The following is a 16,481-nucleotide window of genomic DNA, read 5'->3' on the forward strand; positions in this document are numbered from 1 at the left end:
CCCTCAGCCGGTACCGGCCTTGTAGCCGACCCCCCGTACGGTCAAGATGATTTCCGGCCGCTCCGGATCGGGCTCGATCTTGGCGCGCAGCCGCTGCACGTGGACGTTGACCAGGCGGGTGTCGGCCGCGTGCCGGTATCCCCAGACCTGCTCGAGCAGCACCTCGCGGGTGAACACCTGGCGCGGCTTGCGGGCCAGGGCCACCAGCAGGTCGAACTCGAGCGGCGTGAGCTTGACCTCCTCGCCGTCGCGGGACACCGTGTGGGCCGGGACGTCGATGGTGATCTGGTTGCCGGGCGGCCCGATGGTCAGCATCTCGGGCGCCGCGTCCTCGCCCCGGCGCAGCCGCGCCCGCATGCGGGCCACCAGCTCCTTGGGCTTGAACGGCTTCACCACGTAGTCGTCGGCGCCCGACTCGAGGCCGAGCACCACGTCGACGGTGTCGCTCTTGGCCGTGAGCATGACGATCGGGATGCCCGACTCGCCGCGGATCGCGCGGGCCACGTCGATGCCGCTCATGCCCGGAAGCATGAGGTCGAGCAGGACGATGTCCGGACGGTTTTCCCGGAAGGCGGCCAGGGCGCGTTCACCGTCGGCGACGAACGAGGGCAGGAATCCCTCGCTGCGCAGGACGATGCCGAGCATCTCGGCCAACGCTGGGTCGTCATCGACGACGAGTACCCGGGCTCTCATGCGGTCCAATATTGCACTGTCCTCCCGAACCCCGCGTACCCCGGGGCCGATCTTGCCGGAATGCACAGGTCAGCTTAGGCCAACCGGCAAGACGGGGCGACCCCCGCGGGGGCCGCCCATACTTCACTCAGGAGCGGGGCCGGTCGAACTCCCCAGCCCTGACACCGGCAATGAAACCGGACCAATCGGTGTCGCCGAAGGCGAGCATCGGGCCCGCCGCGTCCTTCGAGTCGCGGACCAGCACGGTCGATGGAACGGTGGCAACCTCGACGCAGTGCCCGGCGGCTCCGCTTCGAGTGCTCTTACGCCAGGTGAGGTCGGCGTTCTGCATCGTGGGGGTCCCCTTCCAGGAATGATTCGCCTCCATTTCAGCTCACGAAGCGACCACCCGGCGCAGGGCTTCCTCCCTCTCAGCGATAGCCGTTCGGCTCATCTCTGCCGACAGCGCGCGTTCCCGCAGGTCAGAGAGCCCGTCCCGATAGACGTCGACGTCGGGCGGCTTCACCCGGAAGAGACCACCGGTCAGCCCTTCGATGTGCACGATCGGCGAGCGGGAGCCCGGCGCGAACTCCAGAACCATGAACGACTCGGTCATGCCGGCGTGCGCCCCGGCCGAGAACGGAAGCACGAGAAGCTCCACACCGGGCCGCTCGCTCGCCTCGACCAGCCGCGCCAGCTGCCGCCGGAGAACCTCGGGCCCGCCGACCTCGCGATGCAGCACGGCCTCGTCGAGCACGATCCGCAACAGCGGCGGCGGTTCCCGGGTCAGCACGGCCTGCCGGGCCATCCGCAGCGCCAGCCGCCGCTGGATCGTCTCGGTGTCGCCCACATCGGCGCCGACCTCGATCACGGCCCGCGCGTACTCATCGGTCTGCAACAGGCCCGGCACGATCTGCGACTCCCACTCGCTGATCGCCACGGCCTCGGCCTCCAGGGCCACATATTCGTCGTAGGGGTCGGGAACGGACGATCGGTACGGCGTCCACCAGGCCCGCGCGCGCCCCCGGCGGGCCAGTTCGCGCAGCCGGTCACGGTCCTCGACCCGTACACCGTAAAGCGTCAGCAACCGATCGAGATCGTCCTCGCTGATCCCCGTGTGCGCCGTCTCGATCCGCGACAGTTTCGACTCGGACCAGCCGAGCGCGGTCGCCACCGAGGCCGCCCTGCGCTCGCTCCGCAGTCGGCGCAGCTCGGTGCCCAGCTCACGCCGCGCCGTCGAAGTCGCCCTCGCCACGCAGTCACCATAACGGCACATCGGTCGCTGTCTGCAACTTGCATCCCACGCTATGTACTTGCATGCAGGTCAGAGGCCGTGAAGTAATAAGAGGACGAACGACGGGACCGGCAGTGGCGGCAAACGCGGCCGGACCCGAAGAGATCGAGCCCCGTCCGGCGGGCGGACGGGGCTCGACTTCGTCAATCAACCGATGCGGTACGGAATCGCCCAGGTCCCCGACCGCAGACACCGACCACCGCCCCCACGCGCCGCGAGGCCCGTCGTGGCCGGCCTCCGCGGCGCGACTCAAGCTCCTTGCCACGTCGAGCCGCCGCCGGCGCCACAAACGAGGGCTCCCGCCAGACCGGATCGGCAGCGCCGGCAGTCGCGGGGATCCGCGCCGGTCCGGACATAGCGAACGGGACGGCAGGCCTAGACCCGCCGCCCCGTTCATCCCCCCGGTTTGGTACCGCGCGCGTCCGTGGGACCCCCCGATCACCAATGACGCTGCGTGTTTATAGATTCACACTCCGCACATGCCCGTGTCAAGCAAATCCGGAAATTTCCTATTTTGGATGCTGCTGGGAGTGACACACGGTGCCGCACGGGAGCAGGTCCGAAGCTTTGTCGAGCCACGGTCCGGCTGCGCCCGGACGGTGTCGAGCTACCGCCGGGCGGCGGCGAGCTACAAGGAAGACCTGCGTGCCGGCCGAGGGGAACGAGACGGTCAGGCGGGGACGGCGGCCACGAAGACCTGGCCGGTGCCGGCGACCTTGATGTTCCCGGCGTCGGACGGGGCGAACGCCGCCGTTCCCGGAGTCAGCTCGACCGGGGTGCCGTCGACGCTCTCGCCGACGAAGACGTCGCCGGCCGTGGCCAGGATGATGCGCGGGCCGCCGACCGGAACCTCGGTCGGCGGGCGCGTGCCGTCCAGCGTGACGCGGTAGAGGACGAAGTCCGCGACCGGGACCGGCCACGTGTCCACGCCGGGCGCCACCGTATGTGCCCGCAGGATCGGGTCGTCCAGGACCTCGAAGCGCAGCACGTTCAGCAGTTCGGCCACGTCGACCCGCTTCGGGGTCAGGCCGCCGCGCAGAACGTTGTCGCTGGCCGCCATCAGCTCGACACCGGCGCCGCGCAGGTACGCGTGCAGGTTGCCGGCCGGCATCCAGATGGCTTCGCCGGGCTCGAGGCGTACGTGGTTGAGCAGAAGCGCGACCAGCACGCCCGGGTCTCCCGGGTAGTGGCCGGCCAGCGACGTGGCCAGGGCGAACGACGCCGCCTGGGTGTGGTCGGGCCCGGCCGCGCCGGCCGCCGCCACGACCGCCTCGATCAGCGCCGGGCGGTCGCCGGCGGGCCAGCTCAGCAGGGTCTCGACGGCGGAGCGCAGGTCTCCCCCGCGCAGCGCGGTCACCACCGGGTTCAGCGCCGGCACGGCGAACGCCTCGATGGCGTCGGCCGCCTTCGCCGGGTCGCGGAAGCCGCACAGGGCCTCGAACGGCGTGACGGCGACCAGCATCTCCGGCTTGTGGTTGGCGTCGGTGTAGTTCTTCGGGAGGGTGGGGTCGGCTTCCTGCTTGGCGTACGCCTGTTTCGCGTACTCCACATCGGGGTGAGCCTGCAGGGAGAGCGGGCTTTCCGCGGCCAGCACCTTCAGCAGGAACGGCAGCCGGGGCCCGAACGCCGCCTCGACCGGCTCGCCGAGCTGGGCCTTCGGGTCGGCGGCGATGAGCGCGTCCAGGGTGACCGGGCCGTCCGGGCCGGTGACCGTGGACGGGTCGCCGGGGTGGGCGCCGAGCCAGAGCTCGGCCTCGGGCCCCTCGGTGGGCGCGGGCCGGCCCTGAAGCTCGGCGATGACGGTGCGGGATCCCCAGGCGTACGGCCGGACGACCCCGGTCAACGGAAAGACGCTCATAGGGGGCAAATTACAGCATGATCATGCTGGGGTAGACGCCGTGGCGGGGCGGTAGATGTCCGGCTCGATGTAGATGACCCGGGCGATCGGCACCGCCTCGCGGATGCGCGTCTCGGTCTCGTCGATGTGGCGGGCCACCTCGTCGGCGCGCTCCGAGCTCGGCACGGCGATCTTCACCGCGACCAGCAGCTCCTCGGGGCCGAGGTGCAGCGTCTTCATGTGGATGATCCGCTCGACGCCCTCGCCGGCCAGCACCGCCTGCTCGATCTTGCGGACCGCCTCGGGGTTGGCGCCCTCGCCCAGCAGCAGGCTCTTCGTCTCGATGGCCAGCACCACCGCGATGACCACCAGCAGGGCGCCGATCAGCAGCGTGCCGATCCCGTCCCACGTACCGTCGCCGGTGATCAGGGTGAGCACCACGCCGAACAGCGCGAAGACCAGGCCGAGCAGGGCGCCGGAGTCCTCGAGCAGCACCACCGGCAGCTCGGGGGCCTTGGCCCGGCGCACGAAGTTGACCCAGGACGTCTTGCCCCGGGTGTGGTTCGACTCCTTGATCGCCGTGTAGAACGAGTACGACTCCAGGCCGATCGCCACCACCAGGACCGTGATCGGCACCCACTGCCAGGACTCGATCGGCTCCGGGTGCGAGATCTTGTGGTAGCCCTCGTACAGCGCGAACAGGCCGCCGACGCTGAAGAGCACGATCGACACGATGAACGCGTAGATGTAGCGCTCCCGGCCGAAGCCGAACGGGTGCTCGGGAGTGGCCTGCCGCTTCGACCGCTTGCCGCCGATCAGCAGCAGCAGCTGGTTGCCCGAGTCGGCAACCGAGTGGATCGACTCCGCGAGCATCGACGAGGAGCTGGTGAGCAGCCACGCCACGAACTTCGTGACCGCGATGCCCAGGTTGGCGGTCAACGCCGCCAGAATTGCTTTGGTGCCACCCTCTGCACTCACTGAATAGCCTCGGGCATCGGGTTCGACAACTCCTTCATCTCGCTGATCGCCGGCACGGCCATCGGGTCGAGACCGTGCGCCAGAGCAAGATACAGCGACGCGAAGTCGGGCACCGAGGTGAGCGAGGCGAGCCGCTCCAGGGTCGAGCCGCCCTCGGCGGTCAGCACATCGCAGCGCACGCCGCGGCGCTCAGCCAGGGTCTGCACCGCGTCGGCCCGGCGCTCCTCGACCGCCACCGGCTCGTCCGCGTCGTCCTCGGGGTTGAGGCCGCCGTCGCGGAAGACGACCAGGCGCAGGCGGGTCGCGTCCGCCGTGTCCTCGGCCTCGTCCGGGTCGGCGAAGATGTCGCGCGACGACTCGGCCAGGCCGCCGAACACGCCGTCGAGCAGGCCCACCCGGCCCCGGCCGGCCTCGCCCAGGGCGCCGGCCATCACCGGGTAGCGGGCGTTGGCGGCCAGGGTGTCGGCGAACCGGCGGGCGGCCACGGTGGCCAGCGGCGACGAGCCCCAGACGATCGGGATCGAGCCGGCCAGGCCGAGCGCGAGCTCCTTGGCCGGGTTGACGAACGAGTCGGCGCCGGGGCGGCAGCGTTCGGCGTCGGCGTCGAGCCGGGTCGCGGTCTCGGCCAGGTCGGCCTCGGTCACCTTGACCAGGCCGATGGCCCGGGCGGCGAGCAGCACCGGCACGGTCAGGCCCCACAGGCTGGCCCGGGCCGGTGCGCGGCGCGGCACCGGGATGAACGGCGCGCGGGCGCGCGCGGCCACCGCCTCGAGCTCGGAGTCGGGGTTGCCGATGGCGACCAGGCGGGCGCCCCGGCGGGCGGCCGCGTCGGCCGCGGCCAGCGCCTCGGGGCTGCGGCCGGAGGCGGAGACGGCGATGACCACGTCGGCCGCGCCGACCCAGCCGGGCACGCCGGCGCTGCGGTGGCCGATGATCGGCACCGGGCAGCGGGGGCCGGCCACCGTGGCCAGAATGTTGCCGGTGAGCCCGGCCGTGCCGATGCCGGCGACGACGACCGCGCGGGGGCGGCCCTCGTCGATCAGCACGGTCAGGTCGGTCTCGGCGGCCAGCGCGGCCGACTCGCGCACCTGCGCGCCGGCCGACGCCGTGGCCCGCAGCATGCCGCCCGGGTCGTTGGCGAGCATCGCCTTTTCGTCGTCGAGCAGTCTCTCGTCGGCGTGCCGGTGCCCGTGGACCCCGGCCGCGCCCTCCAGCGGGCCCGCCATCAGGAGGCACCGCCCTGCGGCTCGCGAGCCTCGTCGAGCAGGAGGACCGGGATGTCGTCCCGGACCTCGAAGACGCGCCCGCACTCGGTGCATGTGAGGGTCTGCGCACCAGCGTCGTACGTCAACGGCGCGTGATGCGTGTCCGGGCAGGCCAGGATGTCCAGCAACTGCGGATCGAGGGCCACCGAACGGCTCCTTTTGTCGCGGAGGGCTGTCGAACCTCCAGATCCTATCCGCGAACGACGGCGAGCACTTCGTCGCGCAGGGATGCCATGCGGTCGGGCTTGGCGGCCTCGACGTTCAGGCGCAGCAGCGGCTCCGTGTTGGACGCTCGCAGGTTGAACCAGGCGCCGTCGGGCAGGGTGACGGTGAGGCCGTCGAGCGTGTCGAACTGGGCGCCGGCGAAGGCCTCGCGTACCGCCTTGATCCGGGCCTGGGCGTCGTCGACCGTGGAGTTGATCTCACCGGAGGCCGAGTAGCGCTCGAACTCGGCGGCGAACTCGGACAGCGGGCGGCTCTGGCCGCCGAGCGCGGCCAGGACGTGCATCGCGGCCAGCATGCCGGTGTCGGCGAACCAGAAGTCGCGGAAGTAGTAGTGGGCCGAGTGCTCGCCGCCGAAGATCGCGTTGGTGCGGGCCATCTCGGCCTTGATGAACGAGTGGCCGACCCGGCTGCGGACCGGCTTGCCGCCGTTCTCCGTGATGATCTCGGGCACCGCGGCCGAGGTGATCAGGTTGTAGATGACCGTGCTGCCCGGGAACTTGGCCAGCTCCCGCTTGGCGACCAGCGCGGTGATCGCCGACGGCGAGACCGGGTCGCCCTTCTCGTCGATGATGAAGCAGCGGTCGGCGTCGCCGTCGAAGGCCACCCCGATGTCGGCGCCCTGCTCGCGGATGGCCCGCTGGAGGTCGACCAGGTTGGCCGGGTCGAGCGGGTTGGCCTCGTGGTTGGGGAACGAGCCGTCGAGTTCGAAGTAGAGCGGGACGATCTCGAGCGGCAGCGCGGGCAGCACCTGGTCGCCCAGGACGGCCGGCACCGTGTAGCCGCCCATGCCGTTGCCGGCGTCCACGATCACCTTGAGCGGCCGGATGCCGGACAGGTCGACCAGCGAGCGCAGGTGGGCCGCGTAGTCGGCCAGCAGGTCGCGGTTCTCCACCTCGGACGGGCCGTCCGCCTCGGCGTTCAGGTCGTCGAGCAGTTGTTCGGCGCGGCGGCGGACGACGGCCAGGCCGCTGTCCTGCCCGACCGGCCGGGCGCCGGCCCGGCACATCTTGATGCCGTTGTACTTCGCCGGGTTGTGGCTGGCGGTGAACATGGCGCCGGGCAGGCCGAGCGAGCCGGACGCGTAGTAGAGCTCGTCGGTCGAGGCCAGCCCGACGTTGATCACGGCGGCGCCGCTGGCGTTGGCGCCGCGGGCGAAGGCGGCGACCAGGCCGGGGCCGGACTCACGCATGTCGTGCGCGACGACGATCTGGTCGGCGTCGTCGCCGGACTCGCGGAGCATCTCGATGAAGGCCGTGCCGATGGCCCGGGCCGTTCGCTCGTCGAACTGATCGGGGACGGTGCCGCGAACGTCGTACGCCTTGATGATGCCGGACAGATCGGACACTGCTCCCCCTGCTCCTTTGATGACCCGCCGAGAGTAGCCGAGCCGGATGTCCGAAAAGCCAGAACCACGCGGCGCCACCGTTACGAGTGGAGCTTGTCGTCCGGCGTGATGCGGGTCACGATGATGGTGTCCCTGGAGGTGCCCCGTGGCCAACCCCTGGCTTGCCCTCGACACCGGCACCGACCCCGCCGAGCGCATCCGGCAGGTCGGGCGCGCCCACGAGCGATTCGTGGGCGGGGAAAAGACGGCGAACGGGATCCGGCCGGTGGTGGCCGAGTCGTGGCGCCGGTCGGCCGTGGCCCTGCCGAGCGCGGACAGCACGGCGCCGATCGAGCTCGGCGACCGCGAGCTGGAGGCCTACCGGGCGGCCCACCCCCTGACCCGGGTCATGCCGATCTTCCGCGACCTGCTGGGCGGCCTGGCCGAGGACGGCGAACATCTGATGGCGGTCTGCGACGCGTACGGCCGGCTCCTCTGGGTCGAGGGCACCGCCAGCATGCTGCGCGGCGCCGAGCGGATGAACTTCGTGCCGGGCGCCCGCTGGGACGAGGCGCACGCCGGCACGAACGCGCCGGGCACCGCCCTGGCCGTCGACCACCCGCTGCAGATCTTCGCGACCGAGCACTTCAGCCGGCCGGTCCAGCGCTGGACCTGCGCGGCCGCCCCGATCCACGATCCGGCGACCGGTGGGCTGCTGGGCGCGATCGACGTGACCGGCGGCGACCATCTGGCCAACCCGCACAGCCTGGCCCTGGTGCGGGCGACGGCGCTGGCCGCCGAGGCCTACCTGCGAGGTCATTCCACGGCCAAGGCGACGGCCGGTACGGTCACCGCGCTGGGCCGCAACGAGGCGCTGCTCAGCTTCGGCGGGCGCCGGTGGCGGCTCGGCCGCCGGCATTCCGAGCTGCTCGTGCTGCTGCTGGCCCGCCCCGAGGGCAGCACCGGCGAGGAACTGGGCTTCGAGCTCTACGGCGACGAGATCAACCCGGTCACCGTACGGGCCGAGCTGTCCCGCCTGCGCCGCACGCTCGGCCCCGAACTGATGGAGTCGCGCCCCTACCGCCTGCGCGCCGAGCTGACGGCCGACTTCCGCAGCGTGCTGGGCCTCCTGCGAGCCAGGAACGTCGAGGAGGCGTTGCGTCAGTACGCGGGTCCGCTGCTCCCCGGCTCGGAGGCGCCCGGCGTGGTGCGCCTCCGCCGGCTCGTCGACGGCCAGCTGCGATCGGCCGTGCTGAACAGTGGCGACGCCGAACTGCTGCGGGCCTGGCTCAACTCGGCGTGGGGATCCGACGATCTGGCCGTCTGGGAGGCGTACGCCAAGGTCTCGCCCTTGAACCCCCTGGCCACCGCCCGCATCCGCGAGCTGACAGCCGAGTACGGACTGCGCCCGCCGGTGACGGGGGCTCCGAAAATGTCGAGGCGAAGCTGAGGGCATTTTCGGCGCCCCCGTCACCGGCCCCTCGGGGCGCGGTCCCCGCGAGCCGGAGGCGACGCCGGCGAGCACAGCTTGCAACGTCTTTGCAACGTCGGCGTAACTAGGTTCGCCCGTACCCCAGCAGGTACGGAGGCAGTCCATGACCGTGTACGCCGCGCCCAACACCGACGGCGCCATCGTCGACTACGAGTCCCGGTACGACCACTTCATCGGCGGCGAATACGTCCCGCCGGCCAAGGGCCAATACTTCACCAACCCGTCGCCGGTCACCGGCCAGGACTTCTGCGAGATCGCCCGGGGCACCGCCGAGGACGTCGAGAGGGCGCTCGACGCCGCGCACGGCGCCGCCGACGCGTGGGGCCGCACCTCGGCCGCCGAACGGGCCAACATCCTCAACAAGATCGCCGACCGGATGGAGGCGAACCTCGAGAAGCTCGCCGTGGCCGAGGCGTGGGAGAACGGCAAGCCGGTCCGCGAGACCCTGGCCGCCGACATCCCGCTGGCGATCGACCACTTCCGCTACTTCGCCGGCGCCATCCGGGCCCAGGAGGGCACCGCGGGCGAGATCGACGACGACACCGTGGCCTACCACTTCCACGAGCCGCTGGGCGTGGTCGCCCAGATCATCCCGTGGAACTTCCCGATCCTGATGGCGGTCTGGAAGCTCGCCCCGGCCCTGGCCGCCGGCAACGCGGTCGTGCTCAAGCCGGCCGAGCAGACCCCCGCCTCCATCCACTACTGGATGTCGCTGATCGCCGACCTGCTCCCGCCGGGCGTGGTCAACATCGTCAACGGGTTCGGCGTCGAGGCCGGCAAGCCGCTCGCCTCGTCCAACCGGGTCGCCAAGGTCGCGTTCACCGGCGAGACCACCACGGGCCGGCTGATCATGCAGTACGCCTCGGAGAACCTGATCCCGGTCACCCTCGAGCTGGGCGGAAAGAGCCCGAACATCTTCTTCGAGGACGTCAGCCGCCTCGACGACGACTTCTACGACAAGTCGCTCGAGGGCTTCTCGATGTTCGCGCTCAACCAGGGCGAGGTCTGCACCTGCCCGTCGCGGGCGCTCATCCAGCAGAGCATCTACCCCGACTTCCTGGCCGCCGGCGTGAAGCGGGTCGAGAACCTCAAGCAGGGCAACCCGCTCGACACCGACACCCAGGTCGGCGCGCAGGCCTCCAACGACCAGCTCGAGAAGATCCTGTCGTACCTGGACATCGGCCGTCAGGAGGGCGCCAAGGCGCTGACCGGCGGGGCACGGGCCGACCTGGGCGGCAACCTGTCCGGCGGCTACTACGTCCAGCCCACGATCTTCGAGGGCAACAACGCCATGCGGATCTTCCAGGAGGAGATCTTCGGGCCGGTCGTCTCGGTGACGTCGTTCGCCGACTACGCCGACGCCATCAAGATCGCCAACGACACGCTGTACGGCCTGGGCGCCGGCGTGTGGACCCGCGACATCAACCTCGCCTACCGGGCCGGGCGGGCGATCAAGGCCGGTCGGGTGTGGACCAACGCGTACCACCTCTACCCGGCGCACGCCGCGTTCGGTGGCTACAAGCAGTCCGGCATCGGCCGCGAGAACCACAAGATGATGCTGGACCACTACCAGCAGACGAAGAACCTTCTGGTCTCGTACAGCCCGAAGGCCATGGGCTTCTTCTAAGCCATGCCGGCCACCCGAGTAGACGTGACCCCCGCGGCCGCCGACATGATGCGGCGGCTGCGGGGACAGCACGGCCCGTTGATGTTCCACCAGTCCGGCGGGTGCTGCGACGGCAGCTCACCCATGTGCTACCTCGAAGGCGAGTTCCGCACCGGCCAGTCCGACGTTCTGCTCGAATCACTGAAGATCGAGGGCGTCGACGAGCCGATCACGTTCTGGATGTCGTCCTCGCAGTTCGAGCTCTGGAAGCACACCCATCTGACGGTGGACGTGGTCCCCGGGCGCGGTTCCGGCTTCTCGCTGGAGGCGCCCGAGGGCGTACGGTTCCTGATCCGTTCCCGCCTGCTCACCTCGGAGGAACTGGCCGAACTCTCGTCGTGATCACCCCAGCTCGGGGCCGGGCCGTCCGTGCGGTCCGGCCCCGTCCTTGATCCCCGGGCCTTGCCGGCACGTACTTCACTGTGTCGTTTGGGCCGGATCACAGAGGACGAGTGTGCCGAACTTCCGTAACCGGGCGTATGCCAGCCTCCGAGACATGCGAAAAACCTTCAGCCGCCTAGCTCCTGTACGCGCCGTGGCCGGCCGGGTCCTCGCTGTCATCGGCCACGTCCTTGCCCGCGCGGACAAATGGCTTATATCGCTGTTATTCGGGGCTGATCGACCTACTGCCGCGTCATCAGATCGTGCCGAAAGCGCCGTAGATGTAGCGGATCGCCCCTCGAACCCGGCACCGTCGGAGGACGCCAGGTTCGGGGAGGTTGTGATGCGGATGTCGCGCGCCAGGAAGGCCGTGCTGCTCGGTGTGGTGGTGATCGCGGTGGGCCTGACGGGCCGGGCCGCCGCCCAGTCCACACCCGAGGAGCCGGTCGCGGCGCCCGCGGCGTCCCCCTCGGTCCCGGCCGTCAGCCCCAAGCCCAAGCCGCCGCCCAAGGCCCCGGTGCCGCACAAACCACCGAAGGGCATACCCACCGGCAAGAGCGTTTCGTACGCCGGGGGCCCGGCCGGCAGCCGCACGATGACCGGGTCCAAGGGGATCGCGCTGACCTTCGACGACGGCCCCGACCCGGCGACCACGCCGCAGCTGCTGAAGATGCTCAAGCAGCAGCACGTCAAGGCCACCTTCTGCCTGGTCGGCCAGAACGCGGCCAAATTCCCGAACCTGGTACGCCAGATCGCCGCCGACGGTCACACCCTCTGCAACCACACCTGGGACCACAGCCTGAAGATCGGCAAGGACCCCGAGGCCAAGATTCGCAGCGACCTGGCCCGCACCAACAACGCCATCCTGCGAGCGGTGCCGACCGCGAAGGTCAAATACTTCCGCGCCCCGGGCGGCAACTTCACGCCCCGGCTGGTGTCGGTGGCCAACAAGCTGCACATGTCGTCGATCTACTGGAAGCTCGACCCGCGCGACTGGGACCACAAGAAGGGCGAGTCGTCGTCGGCCCACCGGGCCCGCGTCATCTCCTCGATCAGGAAGCACGCCCACCCCGGGTCGATCATCCTGTCCCACGACTACGCGCAGCCGGACACCATCGCCGCGTACCGCACTCTCCTGCCGTACCTCCGCAAGCGTTATCAGCTGATCGCCCTGCCCTGATACCGGGCTGGGCGGTCAGTGACTGGACGGTCAGTGACTGCGCGGTCAGTGACTGGGCGGGATGACGCGCAGGTGGCCCCGGCGGCCGGTCTGGTGGCCGGGGGTGTCCTGCTCGTCGGTGCGCGGGGGTGGCGCGGCCGGGCGGGCCGCCTCGCGGACGGCGTCGGCCAGGGCGACCAGGTCGTCGGTGGTGGGAGGCGGCGGGGCGAAATCGCCGTCGTGGCGGACCAGATCCCAGCCTCGGGGGGCGGTGAGGCTGCGGGCGTGCGGCTCGCACAGGTCGTACGTGTGTGGCTCGGCGAACGCCGCCAGGGGGCCCACTACGGCGGTCGAATCGCTGTAGACGTAGGTCAGCGTGGCGACCGCCTGTCGGGGACAGCCGTTCCGGGAGCAGCGCCGTGGTGACCTCACGGCGGCACGTTATCGCCCCGACGGGCCGCAGGGGCGCGGAAGGGCCGCGACACGCCGACTCACGATGCATCACGATTCGGCGATGCCGGGCAGACACGCCGCCCCCGATGGGGCGAATTCGGGCACGACACGCTTGTGACGCGGCCTGGGGGCCTGTCACCCCGCCGGAGGACTAGAGTTGTCCGGTGACCACCAGCCCCGAACGCAGCCGCAGCGAACCGGCGCGCTCGCCCCGCCGAGCCGGCCCGGGCCATCCCGCCCGGCGGGACAGGCATGGGCGCGGCCTGCGGGGGCGCCTGGTGCCGGCGACCGTCCCGCTGGCCCGTACCAAGGCCGAGATCTTCGACGATCTCGTGCTCGACACCGTCGAGGGCCTTGAGCGGCGTTATGCGAAAGAGCTCGCGGGCGTCGAGTTCGCCGTCGAGGACGTGCCGCCCGAGCTGAACGTCTACGACTCCGACGTGCTCGAGGACGGCGAGGTGCCACTGGCCCGCCTGCTTCCCGGCCGCCCCGGCCGGCAGGAGCTCCCCCCACGGATCGTGCTCTACCGGCGGCCGCTGGAATTCCGGGCGATGGACCGTGAGGACCTCGCCGACCTCGTCCACGATGTGATCATCGAGCAGGTAGCCAACCTGCTCGGAGTGGACCCTGACGAGCTCTCTTAGGCAACCCGTCGCTTGAGCTTGCGGCGTTCCCGCTCGGACAGTCCACCCCAGATGCCGAAGCGTTCGTCATGACCCAGCGCGTATTCCAGGCACTCGGCCTTGACCTCGCAGCGGCCGCAGATCCTCTTTGCCTCCCGGGTGGACCCACCCTTCTCCGGGAAGAAGGCCTCCGGGTCGGTCTGCGAACACAGCGCCCGTTCCTGCCACTCGGGCGCGTCCCCGAGCAGGTCGACCCCTTCAACCTGCGCTTCCATCGGCGTGCCTCCCAATTTCCGCACCGGCAGCGATGCCGGCGCTGACCCCCCACGCACGCAGCGTGTTTTTTGTGAGCCGCCTACGCATTTGCGGCGTCGCAGCCCACAACCCCACCGAAATTACACGCGTGTAAGACGTGCGTCGTCAAGCCGAACCTGATAAATAGGCCCGTTTCCCCGGCGCGCCTTCGGCGCGTCGTGGTCCCGTTCCTGCCCTATCTCTCCGAAGCCCCGGTTGGTAACGCGCCCTCGGCCACACGAGTCCAATTTAACCCGATTTGTGACCTATCGTCGACCGTAGGTCGTCGTCCGCTCCACCGCAGGCCGTCCGGCCGTCGCGGCCAGTTCCTTCAATTCGGCGACCGTACGCGCCGAACCGTGCTCAGAACCCGCCATTCGGGAGATCGTTTCCTCCATCAGGGTGCCACCGAGATCGTTGCAACCGCCGTTGAGCATTTCTCGCGTTCCGTCGTCGCCGAGTTTCACCCACGAGCATTGGATGTTGTCGATCCGGCCGTGCAGCAGAATACGGGCCATCGCGTGCACGACCCGGTTCTCCCGCCAGGTGGGACCCGCTTTTGCGATACCGGCCAGATAGATCGGCGCGTTGGTGTGGATGAACGGCAACGCCACGAACTCGGTGAACCCGCCTGTCACATCCTGGATGCCGGCCAGCACCCGGAAATGGCCCAGCCACTGCCGGGGGTGATCGACATGGCCGTACATCATGGTCGAACTCGACCTGACGCCCACCTGGTGCGCGGTGGTCACGACGTCGACCCAGGCGCTCGCCGGCAGCTTGCCCTTGGTCAGCACCCAGCGCACGTCGTCGTCCAGGATCTCGGCGGCCGTGCCGGGGATGGTGCCGAGGCCGGCGTCGCGCAGGTCGGTCAGCCACTCGCGCACGGAGACCCCGGCCTTGGCGGCGGCGGTGACGATCTCCATCGGTGAGTACGCGTGAACGTGCATCCCGGGAACCCGCTGCTTGACCGCGCGGACCAGGTCGGCGTACGCGGTCACGGGCATCTTCGGATCGATGCCACCCTGCATGCAGACCTCGGACGCGCCGTCCTGCCAGGCCTGCTCGGCCCGGTCGGCGACCTGGTCGACCGAGAGGCGGTAGGCGTCGGCGTCCTTCTCCCGCTGGGCGAAGGCGCAGAACCGGCAGCCCACGTAGCAGACGTTCGTGAAGTTGATGTTCCGGTTCACCACGTACGTGATGTCGTCGCCGTTGACGTGCTTGCGCAGGTCGTCGGCGATGCGGGCCAGCTCGTCGAGGGCCGGGCCGTCGGCGTTGAACAGCGCCATCGCCTCGTCCTCGTGCTCCTTCTCGAGAAGCGCGGCCGGGTTTTCCGAGGCGAGCTTGAGGCCCTTGATCACGTCGCTGTCGAGCGTGGTGCGGGTGTCGGTGGTGACGTGGGCCGCCACCTCGTTCCAGTCGCCGTAGACGTCGTCGAAGTCGGAGCGGCGATCGCTCGTACGCCCATCGGTGTCGATCGTGGCGAAAAGATCGGTGCGCCCTTCGCCGTACGCGTCGTCGGGCTCCTGCCATGGAAGTCCCTCGGGGCTTTTGTCCAGAGCGAGCCCATCCCTGTCCGCCAGCGCGGCCACATGGGCCGCCAGCCGCGGGTCGAGCCAGCCCTCGGCGCCCCGGCGGACGTACTCCGGGTAGATCGTCAAGCGCTCTCGGAGCACAAATCCGGCGTCGGCCGATTTTTCGCGAAGAAGCTCGATCTGCGGCCAGGGGCGCTCAGGATTGACATGGTCGGGGGTGACCGGGGAGACGCCGCCCCAGTCGTCGATGCCGGCCCGCAGCAGCAGCGAGAACTCGCTGTCGATCAGGTTGGGCGGCGCCTGCACCCGGGCCCGCGGGCCCATGATGATCCGGCCCACCGCCACCGTCGCCGCCAGCTCCCGCAGCTCGGCGTCGGGCATCCCGCGCATCGCCGTGTCCGGCTTGGCGCGGAAGTTCTGGATGATGATCTCTTGGATGTGGCCGTACTCGCGGGCCGCCCGGCGCATCGCGAAGATGGCGTCCACCCGCTCGGCCCGGGTCTCGCCGATGCCGATCAGGATGCCGGTGGTGAACGGCACGCCGACCCGGCCGGCGTCGTCGAGCACCCGCAGGCGCACGGCCGGCTCCTTGTCGGGCGAGCCGTAGTGCGGGCCGCCCTTCTCCGACCAGAGGCGGGTCGCCGTGGTCTCGAGCATCATGCCCATGCTGGGCGCCACCGGCTTGAGGCGCTGCAACTCGGCCCAGCTCATCACGCCGGGGTTGAGGTGGGGCAGCAGCCCGGTCTCCTCCAGCACGGCGATCGCCACCGACCGCACGTAGTCGAGCGTCGAGTCGTACCCGCGCTCGTCGAGCCACTGCCGGGCCGCCGGCCAGCGCTCCTCGGGGCGGTCGCCCAGCGTGAACAGCGCTTCCTTGCAGCCCTGGGCGGCGCCCTCGCGGGCGATCGCCAGGACCTCGTCACGCTCCAGGAAAGCGGCCGGCAACCGGTGCGGCACCGTGGCGAAGGTGCAGTAGTGGCACCGGTCGCGGCAGAGCCGGGTCAACGGAATGAAGACCTTGCGGGAGTACGTGACGACGCCCGGCCGCCCGGCCTCGCGCAGGCCCGCGTCGCGGATGCCGCCGGCGAGAGCCAGCAGCTCGTCGAACTGCTCACCGGTCGCGGCCAGCAAGGCGGCCGCCTCCTCGGCATCGACGGCCTTGCCGTCGGCGGCCCGGCGCAGCGCGCGTTTGATCTGCGCCTCGGTCGGCACCGGCTCGGTGGGCGTGATGCTGATATTGGCTACTGCCGCGTTGACCTCGACCACCAGAGCAGCCTAGGCCG

16 protein-coding genes are annotated in these 16,481 nt (G+C 70.4%); 5 read left to right on the plus strand and 11 right to left on the minus strand.

The window, feature by feature from the left end:
- Positions 1-3 precede the first annotated feature (3 nt).
- The 8 genes from mtrA to ACGFJ7_RS09125 all read right to left on the minus strand — a co-directional run bounded on the left by mtrA (position 4) and on the right by ACGFJ7_RS09125 (position 7,616).
- Positions 4-693 carry an MtrAB system response regulator MtrA gene (gene mtrA / locus ACGFJ7_RS09090; protein WP_360244843.1) on the minus strand — a complete coding sequence of 230 codons (690 nt, stop codon included), beginning with the start codon at positions 691-693 and terminating at the stop codon, positions 4-6.
- Between the two features lie 127 nt (positions 694-820).
- Positions 821-1,024, minus strand: coding sequence for a DUF397 domain-containing protein (locus ACGFJ7_RS09095; protein ID WP_360244847.1), 204 nt, complete (start codon positions 1,022-1,024; stop codon positions 821-823).
- A 42-nt stretch (positions 1,025-1,066) separates the two neighbouring features.
- A complete protein-coding gene (locus tag ACGFJ7_RS09100; RefSeq protein ID WP_360244850.1) occupies positions 1,067-1,927 on the minus strand; it encodes a helix-turn-helix transcriptional regulator in 861 nt (286 codons plus the stop codon).
- A gap of 709 nt (positions 1,928-2,636) precedes the next feature.
- Complete coding sequence (gene manA, locus ACGFJ7_RS09105) at positions 2,637-3,824, minus strand: mannose-6-phosphate isomerase, class I (RefSeq protein ID WP_360244853.1); 1,188 nt, start codon at positions 3,822-3,824, stop codon at positions 2,637-2,639.
- A gap of 21 nt (positions 3,825-3,845) precedes the next feature.
- On the minus strand, positions 3,846-4,781 hold the full coding sequence (locus tag ACGFJ7_RS09110) for a cation diffusion facilitator family transporter (RefSeq protein WP_360244856.1): 936 nt from the start codon (positions 4,779-4,781) through the stop codon (positions 3,846-3,848).
- Complete coding sequence (locus ACGFJ7_RS09115; RefSeq protein ID WP_360244859.1) at positions 4,778-6,007, minus strand: SIS domain-containing protein; 1,230 nt, start codon at positions 6,005-6,007, stop codon at positions 4,778-4,780. The genes ACGFJ7_RS09110 and ACGFJ7_RS09115 overlap by 4 nt, the downstream gene beginning before the upstream one ends.
- Positions 6,007-6,192: a Trm112 family protein gene (locus ACGFJ7_RS09120; RefSeq protein ID WP_097319345.1), complete on the minus strand. Its 186-nt coding sequence runs from the start codon at positions 6,190-6,192 to the stop codon at positions 6,007-6,009. The genes ACGFJ7_RS09115 and ACGFJ7_RS09120 overlap by 1 nt, the downstream gene beginning before the upstream one ends.
- A 44-nt stretch (positions 6,193-6,236) precedes the next feature.
- Positions 6,237-7,616, minus strand: coding sequence for a phosphomannomutase/phosphoglucomutase (locus ACGFJ7_RS09125; protein ID WP_392641695.1), 1,380 nt, complete (start codon positions 7,614-7,616; stop codon positions 6,237-6,239).
- Between the two features lie 145 nt (positions 7,617-7,761).
- Here ACGFJ7_RS09125 and ACGFJ7_RS09130 point away from each other — a divergent pair, with 145 nt between their 5' ends.
- The 4 genes from ACGFJ7_RS09130 to ACGFJ7_RS09145 all read left to right on the plus strand — a co-directional run bounded on the left by ACGFJ7_RS09130 (position 7,762) and on the right by ACGFJ7_RS09145 (position 12,314).
- A complete protein-coding gene (locus ACGFJ7_RS09130; RefSeq protein ID WP_392641697.1) occupies positions 7,762-9,045 on the plus strand; it encodes a GAF domain-containing protein in 1,284 nt (427 codons plus the stop codon).
- A gap of 145 nt (positions 9,046-9,190) precedes the next feature.
- The gene (adh, locus tag ACGFJ7_RS09135; protein ID WP_360244868.1) at positions 9,191-10,714 is read left to right on the plus strand and encodes an aldehyde dehydrogenase; all 1,524 of its coding nucleotides are present in this window, start codon (positions 9,191-9,193) and stop codon (positions 10,712-10,714) included.
- Between the two features lie 3 nt (positions 10,715-10,717).
- Entirely contained in the window at positions 10,718-11,095 is a 378-nt protein-coding gene (locus ACGFJ7_RS09140) for a DUF779 domain-containing protein (RefSeq protein WP_392641699.1), read from the plus strand.
- 382 nt (positions 11,096-11,477) lie between these two features.
- Positions 11,478-12,314, plus strand: a complete 837-nt coding sequence (locus tag ACGFJ7_RS09145; RefSeq protein ID WP_392641701.1) for a polysaccharide deacetylase family protein — start codon at positions 11,478-11,480, stop codon at positions 12,312-12,314.
- A gap of 45 nt (positions 12,315-12,359) precedes the next feature.
- Here the strand turns inward: ACGFJ7_RS09145 and ACGFJ7_RS09150 are convergent, their stop codons facing one another.
- The gene (locus tag ACGFJ7_RS09150; RefSeq protein ID WP_360244877.1) at positions 12,360-12,725 is read right to left on the minus strand and encodes a DUF3499 domain-containing protein; all 366 of its coding nucleotides are present in this window, start codon (positions 12,723-12,725) and stop codon (positions 12,360-12,362) included.
- 299 nt (positions 12,726-13,024) lie between these two features.
- Between ACGFJ7_RS09150 and ACGFJ7_RS09155 the strand changes: the two genes are divergently transcribed.
- The gene (locus ACGFJ7_RS09155) at positions 13,025-13,390 is read left to right on the plus strand and encodes a metallopeptidase family protein (protein WP_203773585.1); all 366 of its coding nucleotides are present in this window, start codon (positions 13,025-13,027) and stop codon (positions 13,388-13,390) included.
- Here the strand turns inward: ACGFJ7_RS09155 and ACGFJ7_RS09160 are convergent.
- Positions 13,387-13,644 carry a WhiB family transcriptional regulator gene (locus tag ACGFJ7_RS09160; RefSeq protein ID WP_014688021.1) on the minus strand — a complete coding sequence of 86 codons (258 nt, stop codon included), beginning with the start codon at positions 13,642-13,644 and terminating at the stop codon, positions 13,387-13,389. The two genes, ACGFJ7_RS09155 and ACGFJ7_RS09160, sit on opposite strands and share 4 nt — an antisense overlap.
- 285 nt (positions 13,645-13,929) lie before the next feature.
- Positions 13,930-16,464, minus strand: a complete 2,535-nt coding sequence (locus tag ACGFJ7_RS09165) for a bifunctional FO biosynthesis protein CofGH (RefSeq protein ID WP_392641704.1) — start codon at positions 16,462-16,464, stop codon at positions 13,930-13,932.
- Between the last annotated feature and the right edge of the window lie 17 nt (positions 16,465-16,481).

This window comes from Actinoplanes sp. NPDC048988 (genome assembly GCF_043197815.1).
GTDB lineage: Bacteria > Actinomycetota > Actinomycetes > Mycobacteriales > Micromonosporaceae > Actinoplanes.

What these genes read in the sequence shown, in the direction of transcription:
- mtrA (WP_360244843.1), bottom strand. Translation starts at nt 693, where the DNA reads ATGAGAGCCCGGGTACTCGTCGTCGATGACGACCCAGCGTTGGCCGAG.
- ACGFJ7_RS09095 (WP_360244847.1), bottom strand. Translation starts at nt 1,024, where the DNA reads ATGCAGAACGCCGACCTCACCTGGCGTAAGAGCACTCGAAGCGGAGCC.
- manA (WP_360244853.1), bottom strand. Translation starts at nt 3,824, where the DNA reads ATGAGCGTCTTTCCGTTGACCGGGGTCGTCCGGCCGTACGCCTGGGGA.
- ACGFJ7_RS09115 (WP_360244859.1), bottom strand. Translation starts at nt 6,007, where the DNA reads ATGGCGGGCCCGCTGGAGGGCGCGGCCGGGGTCCACGGGCACCGGCAC.
- adh (WP_360244868.1), top strand. Translation starts at nt 9,191, where the DNA reads ATGACCGTGTACGCCGCGCCCAACACCGACGGCGCCATCGTCGACTAC.
- ACGFJ7_RS09140 (WP_392641699.1), top strand. Translation starts at nt 10,718, where the DNA reads ATGCCGGCCACCCGAGTAGACGTGACCCCCGCGGCCGCCGACATGATG.
- ACGFJ7_RS09145 (WP_392641701.1), top strand. Translation starts at nt 11,478, where the DNA reads ATGCGGATGTCGCGCGCCAGGAAGGCCGTGCTGCTCGGTGTGGTGGTG.
- ACGFJ7_RS09160 (WP_014688021.1), bottom strand. Translation starts at nt 13,644, where the DNA reads ATGGAAGCGCAGGTTGAAGGGGTCGACCTGCTCGGGGACGCGCCCGAG.